The following is a 17606-nucleotide window of genomic DNA, read 5'->3' as shown; positions in this document are numbered from 1 at the left end:
GACCGCATTTAGTACAAGTCTTTGATGTATATTCTTCAGTTATTCTCACTAATTTGGAACCGTAACGGTTACACAAATGCTCAAGAGGAAAGAGAGAACTGATAGAATGCCCAAGTCATCATTGCTCCTAACTCAGTGATATTTTCTAGTAGCGATCGCATTTTATGATAAGTTTTAAAATTTTATTATAAATATTTATTATAAATAGGACTTACGCAAGTGTCACACTAAAAAATCTGTTGTAGGGTGCGTCAGATATCAACAATTGGGTTCTGTACATGATTTATACTGTCTGACGTACCCTACCAATGTCATTTACCTGCAATTGGCTGTATTTCTAATTAGCAACGTATTCTCTAAAATTAGCACGACGACGACGTAAATGGGCGAGTGCTTGATGTTCTAACTGTCGAACCCGTTCCCGACTTAGACTTAACCTTTCCCCCACTTTGGCCAGTGACATTTCATGACCATCTTCTAAACCAAATCGCAGAGCCAATACTTCCCGCTGTTGTGGTGTTAATTCTGCTAAAATATTGTTTAGATCCTCTCGTAAAAATTCCTGAGTGGTGTAATGTTCAGGAGACGGTCCATTATCTTCCAAGAGTTCTTGTAATTCTGTATCTTGGTTGTCACCAACGCGCACATCCAAGGACACAGGTTGACGCGCCATATTCAGATACTCACGAATTTGAGCAGGTTCTAATTCTAATTCTTTAGCTATTTCTGTGGGAGATGGTGATCTCCCCAATTTTTGAGATAATTCTCGTTGAACTTTTTTAATTTTGTTGAGTTTTTCAGTAATATGAATTGGCAGGCGAATTGTCCGCCCTTGTTGAGCGATCGCTCTTGTAATTGCTTGTCTGATCCACCAATAAGCATAGGTGGAAAATTTATACCCCCGCATGGGATCAAACTTTTCTACTCCTCTTTCTAAACCTAAAGTTCCTTCTTGAATTAGGTCCAGAAATTCCATATTTCTTTTCTGGTATTTTTTAGCAATAGCCACTACCAAACGTAAATTAGCCTCAATCATTTTTTGTTTAGCTCGTTTACCTTGGATAATTGCTTTGTTAATTTCTGCTTCTGGCTCATTAATTTCTTCAGCCAACTCTGCTATACTAGGTTCATAACCCAGTTTATCACTTAATGCTTCTTTAGCATCTAAGAAAACCATCATTTGCTGTACTTGTTTACCGTAAATAATCTCCTGTTCACGGCTTAACAAAGGTACACGACCAATTTCTCGCAGATAGGTTCGCACCATATCAGCCGTAAATTTGGCATTGATATTTTCAGTTTTATTATTATTTTGACTGTTAATTGTAGTCATTGGTGCGGTTTCCTCTATTCTTTAAACATTTAAACACAATAAATAATTTTTTTAACAAAATCTTAACAAGAGTATTTTGGTAGTCAACTATAGACATTTAGTGAATATAGGAATCTACTATTAATTATTATCTTTTTAAGCTCCTGTTAAGGCCATCTCCTTTATTTTTATCGGTTGTTTTCTGTGAGATATTGCAATTATATGATGACTACGCAAGATTATTCTTAGGTTTTTTGAGGTTATAGTTCCAGGTTATTTCCTAAAATGATTGTTTCTGGAGTAGAACCAACTCATAAAATTGCCCGTCGCATTTATCAGTCAACAGTAAAGTTGATAAATTGGCAGGATCAGTATTTTAATAAGGCTACAAAACAAGTCAACATTTTTCCGTAATTTCTTTATAATTTCCCAGTCATCTCCTTACATTATCTTTACATATCTATAGTGACGGCAAAAATCCCTCTTATGTTGCTTTTCAATAGTGGGATAACCGAACTAGATGTACTCTAATTTAGAGGGATGTTACGAAAGGTTAATTTTTTGGAGTCGGGAGTCGGGAGTCAGCCACACAAAATAAGCCCGACTAGGAGTGAATTCCTGCGTTTAATAAGCTGATGTGCAGCACTCACTGTATAACTAAAAAACCTAAAATTCTAAAATTATTGTAGTGCAAGCATCTTGCTTCCATCTATTATCCAAATTAAAAGCACAACAGCTTAGTAAAATTCATATAAACATAACTAAAAATAACTATTAACTTCTAGTTTAAGTCTAATTCACTAAACTTTAGCTATTAGCCATGATAGGGTAGTGTGGTGTAGTCCACAATTCTAAAAACCTAAATCCGCTTTGGCGACTTCGGCCGCTGCAAATACTTCTGCATCACTCTTTTCTTCCCATGCTACATCACCTATTTCTGTATAAAAAACCGAATCGTAAGGACGAGTACGCACTACTACAGGCATTGGTACAGCATGACCTAAAATAAGAGCTTGTTGTTTAGAATCTAACTTCGCCAAAACTGAACGTAAACCTCCTGCACCAGATACACCTGTAAAAATTGCATCAATATCCTTTTCATCATTTAATAATGCTGTAATACGAGTCCCTATTTGAGACATAACTTCATTATCTATGCCAGAAGGTCTTTGATCAACTACCAAAAGTGTTACAAAGTATTTCCGTAGTTCTCTAGCTATGGTCCCAAATATTGTACTTTGTACTACTCCTGGATCAAGAAAACGATGGGCTTCTTCTATGGTAATCATTAATGGTGTAGGCCGATCTAAAGGATTTTTGCTTTGTAGAAATTTATCTGCTTTTTTTACATAATGTTCATGAATACGTCTGGTAATCATATTTGTCACTAACATATAAGAAAGCATATTTGATTGCGAACCAAACTCTACAACTACATTTTTACCAGCTTCTAAAGATTGCAAAATTTTATTAATATAATTCTGTGGACAAGATCCACGCATATATTTTAAACTGTCTAATCGTAATAATTTACGTTGTAACGACATTATAGAACCTTTATGTCCGCGTTTTTCCTCACAGAACATATCAATATCTTCATTACTCATGTTAAGTAATTGAATAATCCAAGATTTGCCAAATTCACTAAATAATATATTAGCATTATCTAATGCTGCTTCAGAAAGTCCTAAATCACGACTACATAATTTAATATCTTCTATTTCTATTTGTTCATAACTTAAATATAACTCTTGTGCATCTCTCACACCACGCCGTTTTGTAGAGTCTCGATCAAGTGTATATACTTCCACTGATTTAGGGAATAATTGTTTTAAACCTTTAACGGTATTCACGTTTTTACCTTCCGCCACTGCTTCCCAGCCATATTCTGAGTGCATATCAAAAATTAAGTTTACAGCAGCACTTTTTCTAATCACACCAGCTAAAATTAATCGCGTTAAAAAAGATTTACCCGTACCAGATTTACCAAAAATACCATTACTGCGTTCTACAAATCTGTTTAAATCTATACAAACAGGGACATCCATATCTAAGGGTTTACCGATAGAAAAGTTTTTACGTTGAGGATCATCTTCCCAACCAAAGACTTTGCGAAAATCATCCTCATTAGCTTCATAAACTTGGCTAAAATGGCTGGGAATGGTTTTAACGGGTAATAGTTCTATGGTGGTATTGGTTTGGGGTTGAAAGGATGCTAAACCAGTGCTAGAGGGAATAAAATCCATGGGAGAATAGGTTGTGGCAGTAGTTTCCGGAGTAAACATAAGCATGAGTGCTAAATTAATCATGCCATAGGTTCCACTACCAGCTAAGACTTCCCTAAGGAAATGATCATCCCAATTGGGGGGGTTGGCGATAATACGGGCATTAGATGATCTTAATGATACATCTGTGAGCATACAGAAAAAACGCGATCGCACCCCTTGAACGACTAAAAATTTACCTACCCGCATATCTTCTACGGATATATCAGGATGTAACCTAACTTCTAAACCTCCAGTTAAAGAACCTTCAATTACTGAACCTAATGGTTGTAAGGCTTTCATTATAATGGTGATTGGTGATTGGTAATGGGTAATTGACAATTGATAACTGGTAATATAATTTTACTAAGCTAATGTGCAGCACTCACTGTGTAATTAAAAAACCTGAAGTTACAGTAGCACAAGCATCTTGCTTGTATTAATTATTCAAGTTAAAGGCACAACAGCTTAACTTGTGACTCCTGACTAATAATAGCTTTAATCAATTTCAATTCTATGAGGTGAACTATCTACTGCTCTAGTGATACCGGATAATGGTTTTCTGAATTGTGAATAAAGGCCATCGCGCCAATTAAAAAACGCTTCATTGTTAGGATTATCTGCTATAGCTGGTAGTCCCTTACCTCGTAAAGATGCGGGTAAATCTAAATAGGGACCATCAGGAAACTTGATTAAAATGGATAAACTGGCCACCGTTAAATCTAATAAAGTGGGTTCATCACCTGTTAAATAGGGGTTATTAGCCAATAAATCAGAAAACATTTGTAAATCTTCTTGTACACTGGTAATGGCTGCACTGATGACATCAGGAGTAAAACCTACACCAAAACCCAACGCTGAGAAAAAGTCTGTGGGAACAACATCCAGAAAACTTTTAAAAATATCTGGAGTAGCATTAGGTAATAGAGATTTACGGAACTCTTGATCTTGACTAATGGTAGCAAATAAAACTTTTCTACCTTTAACACTGAAAGTCTCATCAGCCCATTCTTCTAATAATAGAGTTAAAGCCCGTTGTTTAGGATCTTGAGGAATTAAAGGACGATCTGGATATTCCTTATCTAAATATTTAGCGATCGCGGTAGAATCTGCAACATATCTATTACCATCTTTAATCACTGGTACTTTTTGCTGTCCAGTCAAGCGGAATAATTCTACCTGGCCAATACCAGGAGTAACTTCGATTTTACGGTATTCCAATCCTTTATAATCTAGGATCAGGCGGACTTTTTCAGAAAATTGTGATAGTTCCCACTGATATAATTCAATCATATTCGATACTTCTTTGCTGATTTATCTTGGTAATGTGATGATTCTAGCCTGAATTTCTCCAATTCTACTATGAATTGCAGTTGATTAGTTCTAATTTACTATAACAGGAAGTTATTTAACGAAAGCATCATGACTTTCTGAATCATTTTGTATCATTTTGTACGTACAAATTCAATTAATAATCATTTTTGGCGTTGCTGAACTCAGGTATGAAATTGAAAAATTCAAAATTTGAAACTTTGCGTCTAACGCAAGTGCTTCGCTTCGCTGATGCGGGAAATACATATCATACCTCAATTCAGCAACGCCTTATTTTTATTCAAACTTAACATTTACGTAGATATCAATCTCAAAACATTTATCAAAATTTCATATTATGATTTGTGAACCAATCCATAACTAATATAAAATACAACCTGACCATAAACCATAAACAAGATTTATGAAAACTGACTACAACAGACTTTGGAGAAAAATTACTAGTATAATAACTTTAGCAGGAATGAGTTTATTAGTACCAGTTCCATCACCAGCTAAGGAAATTATTAATCCTAACCCAAGTATTTTTAACGAACCTCCTTATAATCGAGGAAAAAAGACTCCTCAAACCATACCCACTAAAGAACCTGCTTCAGAAACCACCCCAGTAAATACACCAACAAATACACAAGTATCTCCAGCAACTAATCCCACAGAAACCACCCCAGTAAATACACCAACAAATACACTAACAAATACACCAACAAATACACAAGTATCTCCAGCAACTAATCCCACAGAAACCACCCCAGTAAATACACTAACAAATACACCAACAAATACACAAGTATCTCCAGCAACTAATCCCACAGGAACCACCCCAGCAGTAATGGAAACTGAAGAAAAGAGAAATTTAATACTAGTGTTGGAAAAATCTAAAATAGTGTTGGATAATTCTAATTCTCAAGGATCTTTTAAAATCTTAATTACAGCCTTAGAACTATCAGGATTAAAAGATGTATTGCAAGGAACTGGACCTTTTACAATTTTTGCACCTACAGATGAGGCATTTAATAAAATACCGAAAGATGCACTAGCAGATTTATTGAAACCAGAAAATAAAGAAGTATTATTGAAGATATTGACTTATCATGTTGTTTCTCAAAAAGTGCTTGCTCAAGAATTAACCAAGGAAATAAAAAGTTTACAAGGAGATCCTATTAGTATAAAAGTTAATGGAGATGTTATAGAAGTAAATGATGCAAAAATAATTAAATCAGATGTTCAAGGTAGTAATGGGGTAATTCATGTAATTGATAATTTGATTTTACCTCCTAGTCTTTAAGGAGTCAGTAGTCAGTTTTTGATAGGACTTACGCAAGTGTCACACGAAAAAATCTGTTGTAGGGTGCATCAGATATAAAAAATCAGTTTATTTACATGATTTATACTGTCTGACGTGGTTAGTGCGCTTGTCGAACCACGCCCTACCAATGTGCCAGTTGCGTAAGTCCTGTTTTATTCTTAGCTGATAACTGATAACTGACTGCTGACGGCTAGGAATTACCGAGATTTAGCTGTGGTTTTAGTATCAGCTTGTTTGCAATCTTGCAATAATGTAGTAATCATTTGTTCCAGTTTTTGCGCAGTTTGTTCTTCTTGGCGCAAATTCTGCTCTAATAATTGCACAATTTGGGCTTGTTGCATCTGTTCGGCAATTTTGATTAAAAACCGATAGGAAACAATTTCTAGTTGTTCGATTTTAGTATGCCATATTGCTACACCTAAATCAACAATCTTAGGATTACTAGCACCTAACAAACTAAACTTTTGACATTCACTAATTAAACCAGCCGCAACATCGCAGGTAACTCTTTGTGGTTGTTCTCCTAAAATGCTTAAAATTTCTTCTAAGTTATCTACGTGCTGTTCTGTTTCCTGAATATGTGGTTCAATTACTGATTTTAGCTGATTGTTTTGACAGCATTCCCACATCATTTGTTGTGCTTCTAAAAAGCGATTTTCGGCATCATACATCCTACTCACTTCATAGATAAACTGTTGTTGTAAAGTGGTGATTTTTTTACTAGCTGGGCGTTCAGTAAGTTGAACCATGATTTATACTCCAAAAAAATGGCAGTTCTTCTTAACCCTAATGTCACTTTTTCCGATTCTCCTCATCCTACAGATACAGTTTAACCATGCTACTAAGATAGAATTTCAGGACTTACGCAATTAGAATATTCGTAGGGTGCGTCAGACTGTATTAATCCTGCAAATAAATGGATGTTTTCCATCTGACGCACCTTACAACTAAGTACTCTAAATAGTAGGGTGCGTCAGACTGTATTAATCCTGCAAATAAATGGATGTTTTCCATCTGATGCACCTTACAACTAAGATAGAATTTATTAACATATCCTATGTCTTAGTGATTAAATTAACACCTCAAATAGCATATCAAAATGGGTGGATAAAATCTGATGATTAAACAAAAGATAATTCTTGGTGATGCTATTACTAAAATGCAAGAAATAGCATCAGAAACAGTGGATTTAGTAATTGCTGATCCTCCCTATAATTTGGGAAAAGAATATGGCAATAATCACGACATTAAAAGTTTTGAGGAATATTTGCATTTTTCCAGAAAGTGGACTAAAGAAGCCTATAGAATTTTAAAACCTCATGGTACAATCTATGTATTTATCGGATTTAGATTTATTTCCTATCTTTACGATATTTTAGATAAATCATCAATCTTGGTTTTTACGTAATCATGATAACGCTATGCAGGATTTTCAAGAAACTGTAGAAACTATGTATCCTGAAAATTCCTAAACTTCTCTACTAGTGAACTTCTTATAAAGTCATCATAGAAACTTTCTATTCAACATCTATAGAATTATCAATGATTAATCACCAATTACCAATCACTAATTACCAATCACCAATTATAATATAAAAAATATCTCTACTAAAAACTGCAAAACTACCGTGAATCATAATCAGGAAACTACATATTACTCCTTATTAGGATTACATCCATCTGCGTCTGTTATAGATATCCGTCGCGCATATCGGGAACTTAGTAAAGTTTATCATCCTGATACGGCGGAATTACCTGATCCTGTTGCTACTGCTAAATTCCAAGCAATTAATGAGGCCTATGCTACTCTTAGCAGTCCAGATAAACGCCTTAATTATGATATTAAAATAGGTTATTCTCGATTTAGTGTCATTCAAATACCTAGTGACCTAGATCATCCTGTTCATAAACCTTATGATTATTCTAAGTCAATGTATTTGGATGCAAGTGATAGACCTTTATCACCTGGCGAAATTTTTGCATTATTTATACTAGGATTAACTTTTATTGGTTGTTTTGGTTTAGCGATCGCTATTAGCATTCTACGCGGTGATCCATTATAGTTATTATTGGTCAGCAGTCAATAGTCAGTTATCACTAATTACCAATTACTAATTCTTATGTTACCAGCAAACACACCTCTATACAGTCATCCTCTCCCCCAAATTGAAGAATGGTTAAAGAACCAAGGTTGTCAACAAGACCGCAATGAATTACACTGTTGGCACATTACTAAACCTACTTGGAAAGCAGAACTATGGTTAGATGTAGAACAAATTACCGTCCGTTATTTCCAAGCAGGCCAAAACAACCAAGATATTCAACGTTCTTTTAAATATTCACTAACCCGCAAAGATATAGAACAAGCTATTTTTGCGGGTCCATAACTATTCCTGGGCTTTCCCTTTTACCTTTCACCTAGCTTCAAGTCTTCAGCACGAATACTCAAAGACTGTGAACCTGTATTCACAGAATCAGCTTCATTTCTAGCTATTTTACCACCATTAGATAGCACGGCCACAGCACGAGCATACTGCGGATCACTTTGAGTACCAATTAAGCTGGGGTTAGATGCTAACTGTTTTTCTTGGGATTGTGTCAGATCCAACTTAATATCGGGTACAATACCTTTGTGATTAATATCAGTGCCATTGGGTGTATAATAATGGGCAATAGTTACAGCTAAACCAGAACCATCTGATAATTCATGAACCGACTGTACTAAAGCCTTACCAAAAGTTTGACTACCTACTACAACTGCTCGTTTATTATCTTTGAGCGCACCAGTGAGAATTTCACTAGCACTAGCGGAATTACCATCTACTAATACAGCCAAAGGTAAATTAGTAAGAGCGGTACGATTAGCCTTAGTTTCGTCACTGTAGCCTTTACGGTTCACAGTCTTGACTATACCGCCATTATCATACCACATTCTGGCAATTTCAATACTCGCATTTAATAAACCGCCAGGATTACCACGTAGATCCAATACAAAAGAATCTACCTTTTGTTTGTTCAAATTCACAATAGCCCGACGCATTTGATCCGCTGCATGGGAACTAAACTCTTCTAATTTAATATACCCAATTCGCCGACCATTTTCTTGCCTGAGAGTATAGCGAACTGTAGGAACTTCAATGATAGCTCTAGTTAATTTGATTTCAAAAGGAGTTCTACCGTTTCTTTGTAGCTCTAGTTTTACAGATGTACCTACCTGGCCACGAATTAATTTTGAGGCGTTTTCCACTGACATTTTTACAGTAGATTTACCATCAATCGAGATAATTTCATCACCTGGTTGTAATCCGGACTGGAGTGCAGGAGAATTTTCAATAGCTTCAATGACAGTCAGTCGCTGAGTTTTTTCATTGACTTCCATCCTAATCCCAATCCCAGAAACTTCTCCAGAAGTTTGGTTTGTCAAAGATTCATACTGCTGAGGATTCATGAATCGTGTATAAGGATCTCCTAATCTTTGTAACGCTTCACGAATCGCTGTATAAGCATCCTCTTTGGATGTATAGTCTTTACTTAATAAACTTTGTCTAATGGCTTGCCAATCTTGTTGATTAAACTTACCATCAACATATTCACGATTTACTAACTGCCAAACTTGGTCTACTAATGCTTTAGGACTATCTTGTAAAGCCGCGCTAACGCTGCGTGTCCATGCTTGACCAACTAGAGAGAGAGTAGCAGTTGTGGCGATCGCACCACCAATCAAAGCTGCTTGAAGGGGTGAATAACGTTTCGCTGATTGGTTCATGTATAATTAGTTGGAATAGTTGTGTTTTTGACATTTTGTGAAAGAGACACTTGAGCAAGTGTCATGAATGACCCCCGATCATTGCCATTAACATAGCATTTTCTAATTAGAATTGCTGTCATTTATAATTTAGTTTTCATGGTTTTAATCAAAGGTTAATTTTCTGACAACTTATTAAGTTACGACATAAATTGCTACAAAAGCTATCTTGGGTTTTCCGCTTACTGATACTTTTAACCGAGACATTCCCTGACATCTGAGATATCGTGAAGGTCCAGTACAACATTACCAACTGAGTTGATAAAGGTGGTATCCCACATTGCCTTGAGGAAAATCCCCAAAGCTCCATTAAAATCTCGCGGTATGTCATAACCGCAATTGGGGCAAACAAAGCTCCTAATTATGTTGGTTGTTGTTACTACTATAACCTTAGTTTTTGCTTCTTTCCAGCCTGTAGATGCTTTTTTGTCTGAGGAGGTAGCATTAGTAAAAAAATTTACGTTGCAAAATTAGCAAAGGAAAATCTAGACACTCCTATTTTAATCTCAAGTAGTTCTCTTGATCCTTGTATTTGGTTAATTTTTCACAGAGAAAAATCCACATCCGCACAGGTATGGTTAGAAAATTGCGCTAGGTTAATTTTTGATAATTTTTATGATGCTACTGTGTACATAAGATCAAATTACTTTTGGTAGTCATGTTTTCCGTGCTAAATTAATGGCACAAATTATCTTAGATCCTTATGGAATATTGGTAAAAATAGAAACAGTTACCGAGTAAGTATTCCTGGTAATCAAGAATCTTGGTATTGAGTTTAAATCACAAAAATATAGTCAAACATAGTCAAATATAAAACTATTTTAGATGTTATCAGAATTTCACTATCAGCTATTATTAGACATAGTAGTGAGAATTATTGTAAGGACAATTCATGAATTGTCCCTACAAAGGTTTCGAGGTTATGCACATTTAATTACCACAAGATGCCTATTAGTCTACTGGTTCAACCACAGTGCCGACATATTAGCAATTTTAGCGATGTAGATATGCAGTTTTGGCAATACACAGGTTTAAATGTGAACATCAAGGAGAATTGATAATTTTTGATGCTGATATTCTAAATGATTTTAAATGTTGAAAATTATACTTTAATACTGGATAATTGATCACAGACAAATAAAAACCTAAAAAAATCTTGATATAGTATCATTGACAACAATTATCAATATCTACTTTCACAAGAATCTTCTAAAATGGGAAATAATAATTGAGTAAATATACTAAGGGAGAATGGAAAAAGTCATGGCTGCTAGTGAGTCTGGAACATCCGTTAATTTATCAGACAGAGAACTGCAAATTATAGACTTAGTGGCCGCAGGCTTAACTAACCAAGAAATTGCGGTAAAGTTGGAAATTAGTAAGCGTACAGTTGATAACCATATCAGTAACGTTTTAACTAAAACTAAAACTGATAATCGTGTTGCTTTAGTACGTTGGGCTTTACAATGGGGTAAAGTATGCTTGAATGATATTAACTGTTGTAGTTTACCTACTGAGGATAATTCAAAATCTACCTAAATTTAATTAATAGTTTCTTTCTTCACATATTTCCATAAGTGTGAATTTGTACAAAAAGTTAAGGAGGGTAATAAATTTATTACCCTCTACTATTTGTATTGACCATTTTACAACACAACTCGCACATTGATGATAATGTTCTGTAATGTGTAATGTTGGGTTTTCTCAACTTAACCTACTACAAATGTACATTATTGTATATAATTTGGATAATTTTGTAGATCATAGGACTTACCCAAGTGTGACACCAAAAATCTGTTGTGGGGTTAGGGTGCGTCAGATATTAAGGGCGTTGCTGAATTGGGGTATAATTAATATTTATTTCGCGCATTAGCGAAGCACTTGCCTTAGACGCAAAGTTTCAAATTTTGAATTTCTCAATTTTATACCTGAGTTCAGCAAGGCCATATTAAGAATCTGCTTATTTGCAGCTATGCTGTCTGAAGTGGTTGATGGGCTTGTCGAACCACACCCTACCAATGTGCCAGTTGCGTCAGTCCTGGATCATTGTATATCATCAAAAAACTATGAGAAAATTGTATTTTTTATTACCAGGAACAGATGATAAATTTGCCTGTGGAGGTTTATGGGCAGAATTAAAAACTATTAATTTAGCCGCGAAAATTTGCGATGTTACTGTGGTTACCTATCGGCAAAAAGAGGAGGGTAACTTATTTTTAGATGATGTATTAAAGTCTAATTTGGATGATGTAATTTTTGTGATGAGTTGGGGTTTTGATGTAAGTAAACTAGCGAAAAAATTAGCGAATTATCATGTTATTTATCATGCCCATAGTGTGGGATATAATGTTAATTTACCAGCTAATATTCCTATTATTACTGTTAGTAGAAATACGCTAGGATATTGGGGACAAAAAAATCCTCATTCTTTAATGTATTATCTACCAAATGTGATTAGTAATCAATTTACTAATTTACATCAAACAAGAGATATTGATGTTTTAGTGCAGGTAAGAAAGTCCTCCGAATATTTACTAAATTGTTTAATTCCTGCTTTAGAAAAAAAATGTCGTGTCTTTGTGGTTGATTCTTATGTAGAAGATTTACCAGGTTTATTTAATCGTGCTAAGGTATATGTTTATGATTCTGCTGAATATTGGGCTATTCAAGGTGTAAGTGAAGGTTTTGGTTTACAACCGATGGAGGCCTTAGCTTGTGGTTGTCAGGTTTTTTCTAGTGTTAATGGGGGTTTATCTGATTATTTAGATCCGGGTTTTAACTGTTATAAAATTGGTGGATACGCTTTAGAATATGATGTGAAAAGAATTTTAAGGGTGATTAGTTCTTCTGAAAGTTTACATTTAGATTCAAGGGTATTGGATGAGTATAGAAATGAGAATATTTTGCAGAGATTAGGAGTAATTTTAGGAGAAATTAATGATTTTTTTGATGATTATAGTAATTATACATCACCAATTGAAAATTTAACAAAAATTAGGTTGATTAAATTAAAAATTCAGCGAATATCTGATAAAGTAAAGAAGAAGTATTTAAAAATAAGTTGAAGAAAACGATGAATAAAAGACTTTTGGTGACAGGGGGAGCAGGGTTTATTGGTGCAAACTTTGTGCATCATTGGTGTGACGTTTATCCAGATGATAGGTTGATAGTATTAGATGCTTTAACCTATGCAGGAAACCGAGAAAATTTACGACAGGTTGAGGATAGGAAAAATTTTAGATTTGTGCAGGGGAATATAGGCGATCGCTCATTAATTGATGATATCCTAGAAACAGAAAACATAGACACTATCGCCCATTTTGCCGCCGAATCTCATGTAGATCGTTCTATTCTTGGACCTGGGGCATTTGTGCAAACAAATGTAGTAGGAACATTTACACTTTTAGAGGCTTTTAAACAACATTGGCAAAATAAAAATCAACCTGATCATTATCGTTTTCTTCATGTTTCTACTGATGAAGTTTATGGTAGTTTAGGAGCAAAGGATCCGGCATTTTCAGAAACTACACCTTATGCTCCTAATAGTCCCTATTCTGCTTCTAAAGCTGGTAGTGATCATTTAGTCAGAGCATATTATCATACCTATAATTTACCCACAATTATTACTAATTGTTCTAATAATTATGGTGCTTTTCAATTTCCAGAAAAGTTAATTCCTTTGATGTGTATTCACATTTTGATGGGTAAAGAATTACCAGTTTATGGAGATGGTAAAAATGTGAGAGATTGGTTATATGTGGGAGATCATTGTCGTGCTTTAGATGTGGTAATTCAAGGAGGAAAACCGGGAGAAAATTATAATATTGGTGGGAATAATGAAGTAGAAAATATTAGTTTGGTGCATAATTTATGTGAAATAATGAACGAATTAGCAACCAACTTACCAGTGTATCCAGCACAGAAATTAATAACTTTTGTGAAAGATAGACCAGGCCATGATCGAAGATATGCTATTAATGCTGAGAAAATTAAACAAGACTTGGGTTGGTTTCCCCAAGTTACTGTTAATGAAGGGTTGCGTTTAACGGTGGACTGGTATTTAAAAAATCAGGATTGGTGGCAACGTTTGTTATCATATTAAGCTATCAGCCTTGAGTAGTCAGCTAAACTGTTGTGCCTTTAACTTGAATAATTAATACAAGCAAGATGCTTGTGCTACTGTAACTTCAGGTTTTTTAATTATACAGTGAGTGCTGCACATTAGCTTATAACAACAAGATCCCCGACTTATTTGAGAAGTCGGGGATCTGACTCTAGCAATTTTCACACATCAAAAATGTACAGGAAATTTAGATTGTAATAAACTACGTACAGCTAGTTCTAAATCTGTTTGTTGTAGTAAATATTCTCCCACAATTACAGATTGAACTCCTGCATCTCGCACTAAAGATAAATCATCTACTGTTTGTATTCCTGAGTCACTAATGATCACAATTCCTAAGTTTTGTAATTGCGATCGCCTAGCTGCTAATAATTGTTGAGTAATACTAATATCACTAGTAAAATCTTGATAATTATGGTTATTAATTGCTACTATTCTCACATCTTGTAGTTCTAATACTCGATCTAATTCTGATAAGTTATTAACCTGTACTACTGCATTCATTCCTAAATAATGAATTACTCTTAAAAAGTTTTCTAGTTCTTGATTTTTTAAAATTGCAGCCATTAATAATACTGCATCCGCACCAGCTGAACGTGCTAAATAGATTTGACAGGGATCAATAATAAAGTCTTTGCATAATAGGGGTAATGTTACTGTATATCTAATCGCCCGTAGATGATCAAAACCACCATGAAAAAACTTTTTATCTGTGACTACTGATATGCAAGATGCTCCCCCTTTTTTGAAAGACTGGGCAATACTAACTGGCTCAAAATCTGGTCTAATTATGTTTTTCTCCGGAGAGGTTTTTTTGACTTCTGCAATTAAACTAGGTTTATAAATACTCTGTTGTAAAGCTGTGATAAAATCTCTAATTGGTGGAGCAGAAGTTAATTGACGTTGTAAAGAAGCCCAAGTCATATCTTGTTGTATTTGGGCAACTTCTAAACGTTTATACCAAATAATTTCTTTGAGAATTGGTTGTATTTCATGACAGGAAATGGTTCTTTGGTAACTCATATTTATTTATGATATATCAGATTTACTGTAAATTAATTGCTGCGGTTTTGTTTGGGTAAATTTAGTGTAAACACCCTGATTTATGGATAATATTGTTTACACATAACCAATGTACACATTACCAGAAATTTGAATTTTGTGCCGATTTTGTTAAGTGAGACAAGTTGATTTTTTATTCATGCTTTCTAGATTTTTTATATTAGATACATCAGGTTGATTTGTTGGTGAACTACCCAATAAATAGTTATTTTTGAGTAATCTAATATAAGTACGATAGGGAATATAATCTACAGGATCATAACCAGAAAATTGTAACATTAATACACAAGCCCACGAATATTTGCCAGATATGATGGCTTTAATAATTTGTTCTATCTGTTCTGTTTTGATTTGTTTATTAACTGAGTTAGTCAAGTTTTGTGTAAGATTGTGACTGATATTGTGAGCCATATATTGATCATCCTCGTGTAAGTAGATTTAATTTGTTTTTGCTTAGGACTTTTTTAGTGTAGTGAAGTGAGAGGCTGATTTATCTAATAATTACAACAAGAATCAAAATATTAATGTTGATATCTGTTGATATCTATAGATAAATCAACCCAAAATATTAACCGTATTGCAAAATGAACTTCTTGCTTAAGATTAGTCAAATTTGTATAGAAAATACATGAACTATTTTTTGATTTACTTGTCTATTTTTTTGTTTTTAATCTTCTCTGTTAATCTCTCAACTAATTACCTAAGTTTGGTAATAAGTCAACTATCCTATGGATGATTTTTTATTAAGACTTATACAAGATGTAGCTGAAACCCTTATTCTTCTATAGGGGTAATTGATGAATTTGATCATAGGGAAAATATACTCCTTATGATAGATGATTTGTAATATTGTTCCATAGTTCAATCAAAACTGAATTAAATTTAGTGAATGTTGGTAATTTTCGCTAAATAATTAAGAATTTATAGAATTATTAAGCATGAATAAGTTAGAGAAATGCAGGGCTGTTGACTAATGCAATTCTCATGAAATTATTGATCTGTGATCGGTAAAATCAATTAACATCAAACTTATTAAAACTTAATGATTTTCATCATCCAAAATTTAGTATTGCAATCGGAATTATGAACGCACAAAAGAAAATTCTTGTCATTGAAAATGATATAAATACTCGTAATTTAGTATTAGATGCTTTGATATCTAAAGGATATTTTGCGATCGCTGCGGAAGATGGTATTCTTGGGTTAAAATTAGCTCAGGAATATGCCCCAGATTTAGTAGTTTGTGATGTTTTAATACCAGATATTGATGGTTTTACTGTTTTAAGTAATTTGCGGGAAGATCCACTAACAGCAATTATTCCTTTTATCTTTTTTAGTGCTAGTAATACCCAGGAAACTGTAAGGAAAGCAATGGATTTAGGGGCAGATGATTATTTATCTAAACCTGCTACTATAGATGCTAGTGTGGATGAGTTATTAAGGTCAATCGCTATTAGACTACAAAAACAAGATTTATTTAAAAACTGGTACACTATGAAAGCTATGAATAGTAAACAAACAGAAAATATAAAGACAAACACGGTTTCTTCTCTATCAATTTTCCCGAATATTCCGCATTTTAAAAATGTTTTTGAATACATTGAAGCTCATTATCATGAAGGTATTACTTTATCAGATGTAGCTGCTGCTGTGGGTTATTCTTCACCTTATTTAACTCATCAAGTAGCTAAACAAACAGGGGAAAGTGTTAATGCTTGGATAGTGAAAAGAAGAATGGTAGCTGCTTTGTCTTTACTAGAAAATACTGATCAAACTATTGAAGATATAGCTATTAAATTAGGGTATCAAAATGTTTGTCATTTTTCCCGTCAATTTCGCCAACATCATGGTTTATCACCGAATAATTGGCGGAAAAAACATCAATTAATAAGTAATAATGGCAATAATAAATTGCATTCAATGATCAAACCTTTACAATTAGCAAATGTATAATCAATAATCAATAATCAATAATCAAGATACCCGACTTCTTCAAGAAGTCGGGTATCTGAATAGTTAGGTTTTCGGTTTGGCTAATTGTTGCAGAAATAATTGTATTCCTAATGCTAATAAACCCAAAGCTACTATACCAAATACTCCTGCACCTAAAGCAATAATTCCTACTACTAATGTTCTGACTGCGGAACTAATATTGTATACAACTTGATTATCGGTATGAATGGGTTTTTTAGCGAATGTTGTGGCGATCGCTATCATTAATGAATATGCTGCAAAAGATAATCCTGCTGCAATTGCTGATCCTGTAAAACAACGCACGGGATTGGCTTCTAGCTTTTTAGATTCATCTTTAATTTGGTTTTGTTTGGTTTCGTTCATGTTAGTTAATGATGATTAAATTGTGATGTTGTTGTTAATTTTGATCAGTTATGCAAGCAAGATGC

Annotated in this window: 18 protein-coding genes; 9 read left to right on the top strand and 9 right to left on the bottom strand. The window is 34.1% G+C overall.

Going from position 1 to position 17606, the window contains the following annotated elements:
- Together H6F32_RS21095 and H6F32_RS13660 are read right to left on the bottom strand one after the other, a co-directional pair.
- Window positions 1-49, bottom strand: a 49-nt coding sequence (locus H6F32_RS21095; RefSeq protein ID WP_313926638.1) for a hypothetical protein, incomplete at its 3' end; no start/stop codon positions are given.
- A 288-nt stretch (window positions 50-337) separates the two neighbouring features.
- The gene (locus H6F32_RS13660; protein ID WP_190369878.1) at window positions 338-1333 is read right to left on the bottom strand and encodes an RNA polymerase sigma factor, RpoD/SigA family; all 996 of its coding nucleotides are present in this window, start codon (window positions 1331-1333) and stop codon (window positions 338-340) included.
- 264 nt (window positions 1334-1597) lie between these two features.
- On the opposite strand from H6F32_RS13660, the gene H6F32_RS20920 reads away from it, so the two are divergent.
- Window positions 1598-1726: a hypothetical protein gene (locus H6F32_RS20920; protein WP_277875066.1), complete on the top strand. Its 129-nt coding sequence runs from the start codon at window positions 1598-1600 to the stop codon at window positions 1724-1726.
- A gap of 437 nt (window positions 1727-2163) precedes the next feature.
- Here H6F32_RS20920 and H6F32_RS13655 read toward each other — a convergent pair whose 3' ends face one another.
- Window positions 2164-3879: an ATP-binding protein gene (locus tag H6F32_RS13655; protein WP_190369877.1), complete on the bottom strand. Its 1716-nt coding sequence runs from the start codon at window positions 3877-3879 to the stop codon at window positions 2164-2166.
- A gap of 195 nt (window positions 3880-4074) precedes the next feature.
- On the bottom strand, window positions 4075-4869 hold the full coding sequence (locus tag H6F32_RS13650; protein ID WP_190369876.1) for a glutathione S-transferase family protein: 795 nt from the start codon (window positions 4867-4869) through the stop codon (window positions 4075-4077).
- A 442-nt stretch (window positions 4870-5311) separates the two neighbouring features.
- Between H6F32_RS13650 and H6F32_RS13645 the strand changes: the two genes are divergently transcribed.
- The gene (locus tag H6F32_RS13645) at window positions 5312-6193 is read left to right on the top strand and encodes a fasciclin domain-containing protein (protein WP_190369875.1); all 882 of its coding nucleotides are present in this window, start codon (window positions 5312-5314) and stop codon (window positions 6191-6193) included.
- 218 nt (window positions 6194-6411) lie between these two features.
- On the opposite strand, the gene H6F32_RS13640 is transcribed toward H6F32_RS13645, so the two are convergent.
- Window positions 6412-6963 carry a ferritin-like domain-containing protein gene (locus H6F32_RS13640; RefSeq protein ID WP_190369874.1) on the bottom strand — a complete coding sequence of 184 codons (552 nt, stop codon included), beginning with the start codon at window positions 6961-6963 and terminating at the stop codon, window positions 6412-6414.
- Between the two features lie 368 nt (window positions 6964-7331).
- Here H6F32_RS13640 and H6F32_RS13635 point away from each other — a divergent pair, with 368 nt between their 5' ends.
- The 3 genes from H6F32_RS13635 (at window position 7332) to H6F32_RS13625 (ending at window position 8601) form a co-directional block, all read left to right on the top strand.
- Window positions 7332-7622 (top strand): DNA methyltransferase, encoded by a 291-nt coding sequence (locus H6F32_RS13635; protein WP_190369873.1) that lies wholly within the window; start codon window positions 7332-7334, stop codon window positions 7620-7622.
- A gap of 220 nt (window positions 7623-7842) precedes the next feature.
- On the top strand, window positions 7843-8277 hold the full coding sequence (locus tag H6F32_RS13630; protein WP_190369872.1) for a J domain-containing protein: 435 nt from the start codon (window positions 7843-7845) through the stop codon (window positions 8275-8277).
- A gap of 57 nt (window positions 8278-8334) precedes the next feature.
- Window positions 8335-8601 (top strand): DUF3143 domain-containing protein, encoded by a 267-nt coding sequence (locus tag H6F32_RS13625; protein WP_190369871.1) that lies wholly within the window; start codon window positions 8335-8337, stop codon window positions 8599-8601.
- Window positions 8602-8621: 20 nt separating this feature from the next.
- Here H6F32_RS13625 and ctpB read toward each other — a convergent pair whose 3' ends face one another.
- Window positions 8622-9980, bottom strand: a complete 1359-nt coding sequence (ctpB, locus tag H6F32_RS13620; RefSeq protein WP_190369870.1) for a carboxyl-terminal processing protease CtpB — start codon at window positions 9978-9980, stop codon at window positions 8622-8624.
- Window positions 9981-11282: 1302 nt separating this feature from the next.
- On the opposite strand from ctpB, the gene H6F32_RS13615 reads away from it, so the two are divergent.
- The 3 genes from H6F32_RS13615 (at window position 11283) to rfbB (ending at window position 14121) form a co-directional block, all read left to right on the top strand.
- Window positions 11283-11558: a LuxR C-terminal-related transcriptional regulator gene (locus H6F32_RS13615; protein ID WP_190369882.1), complete on the top strand. Its 276-nt coding sequence runs from the start codon at window positions 11283-11285 to the stop codon at window positions 11556-11558.
- Between the two features lie 527 nt (window positions 11559-12085).
- Window positions 12086-13084 carry a glycosyltransferase gene (locus tag H6F32_RS13610; RefSeq protein WP_190369869.1) on the top strand — a complete coding sequence of 333 codons (999 nt, stop codon included), beginning with the start codon at window positions 12086-12088 and terminating at the stop codon, window positions 13082-13084.
- 8 nt (window positions 13085-13092) lie between these two features.
- Window positions 13093-14121 (top strand): dTDP-glucose 4,6-dehydratase, encoded by a 1029-nt coding sequence (gene rfbB / locus H6F32_RS13605; RefSeq protein WP_190369868.1) that lies wholly within the window; start codon window positions 13093-13095, stop codon window positions 14119-14121.
- A 189-nt stretch (window positions 14122-14310) separates the two neighbouring features.
- Here the strand turns inward: rfbB and H6F32_RS13600 are convergent, their stop codons facing one another.
- Both H6F32_RS13600 and H6F32_RS13595 read right to left on the bottom strand, forming a co-directional pair.
- Entirely contained in the window at window positions 14311-15165 is an 855-nt protein-coding gene (locus tag H6F32_RS13600) for an indole-3-glycerol phosphate synthase TrpC (RefSeq protein ID WP_190369867.1), read from the bottom strand.
- Between the two features lie 150 nt (window positions 15166-15315).
- Window positions 15316-15615 (bottom strand): HetP family heterocyst commitment protein, encoded by a 300-nt coding sequence (locus tag H6F32_RS13595; protein WP_190369866.1) that lies wholly within the window; start codon window positions 15613-15615, stop codon window positions 15316-15318.
- Between the two features lie 672 nt (window positions 15616-16287).
- On the opposite strand from H6F32_RS13595, the gene H6F32_RS13590 reads away from it, so the two are divergent.
- Window positions 16288-17157, top strand: coding sequence for a helix-turn-helix domain-containing protein (locus H6F32_RS13590; RefSeq protein ID WP_190369865.1), 870 nt, complete (start codon window positions 16288-16290; stop codon window positions 17155-17157).
- Window positions 17158-17220: 63 nt separating this feature from the next.
- On the opposite strand, the gene H6F32_RS13585 is transcribed toward H6F32_RS13590, so the two are convergent.
- Window positions 17221-17541, bottom strand: coding sequence for a DUF3082 domain-containing protein (locus tag H6F32_RS13585; RefSeq protein ID WP_190369864.1), 321 nt, complete (start codon window positions 17539-17541; stop codon window positions 17221-17223).
- Window positions 17542-17606 lie beyond the last annotated feature (65 nt).

Source organism: Anabaena sp. FACHB-1237 (genome assembly GCF_014696225.1).
GTDB lineage: Bacteria > Cyanobacteriota > Cyanobacteriia > Cyanobacteriales > Nostocaceae > FACHB-1237.
This window is presented reverse-complemented; position numbering and strand designations above follow the sequence as displayed.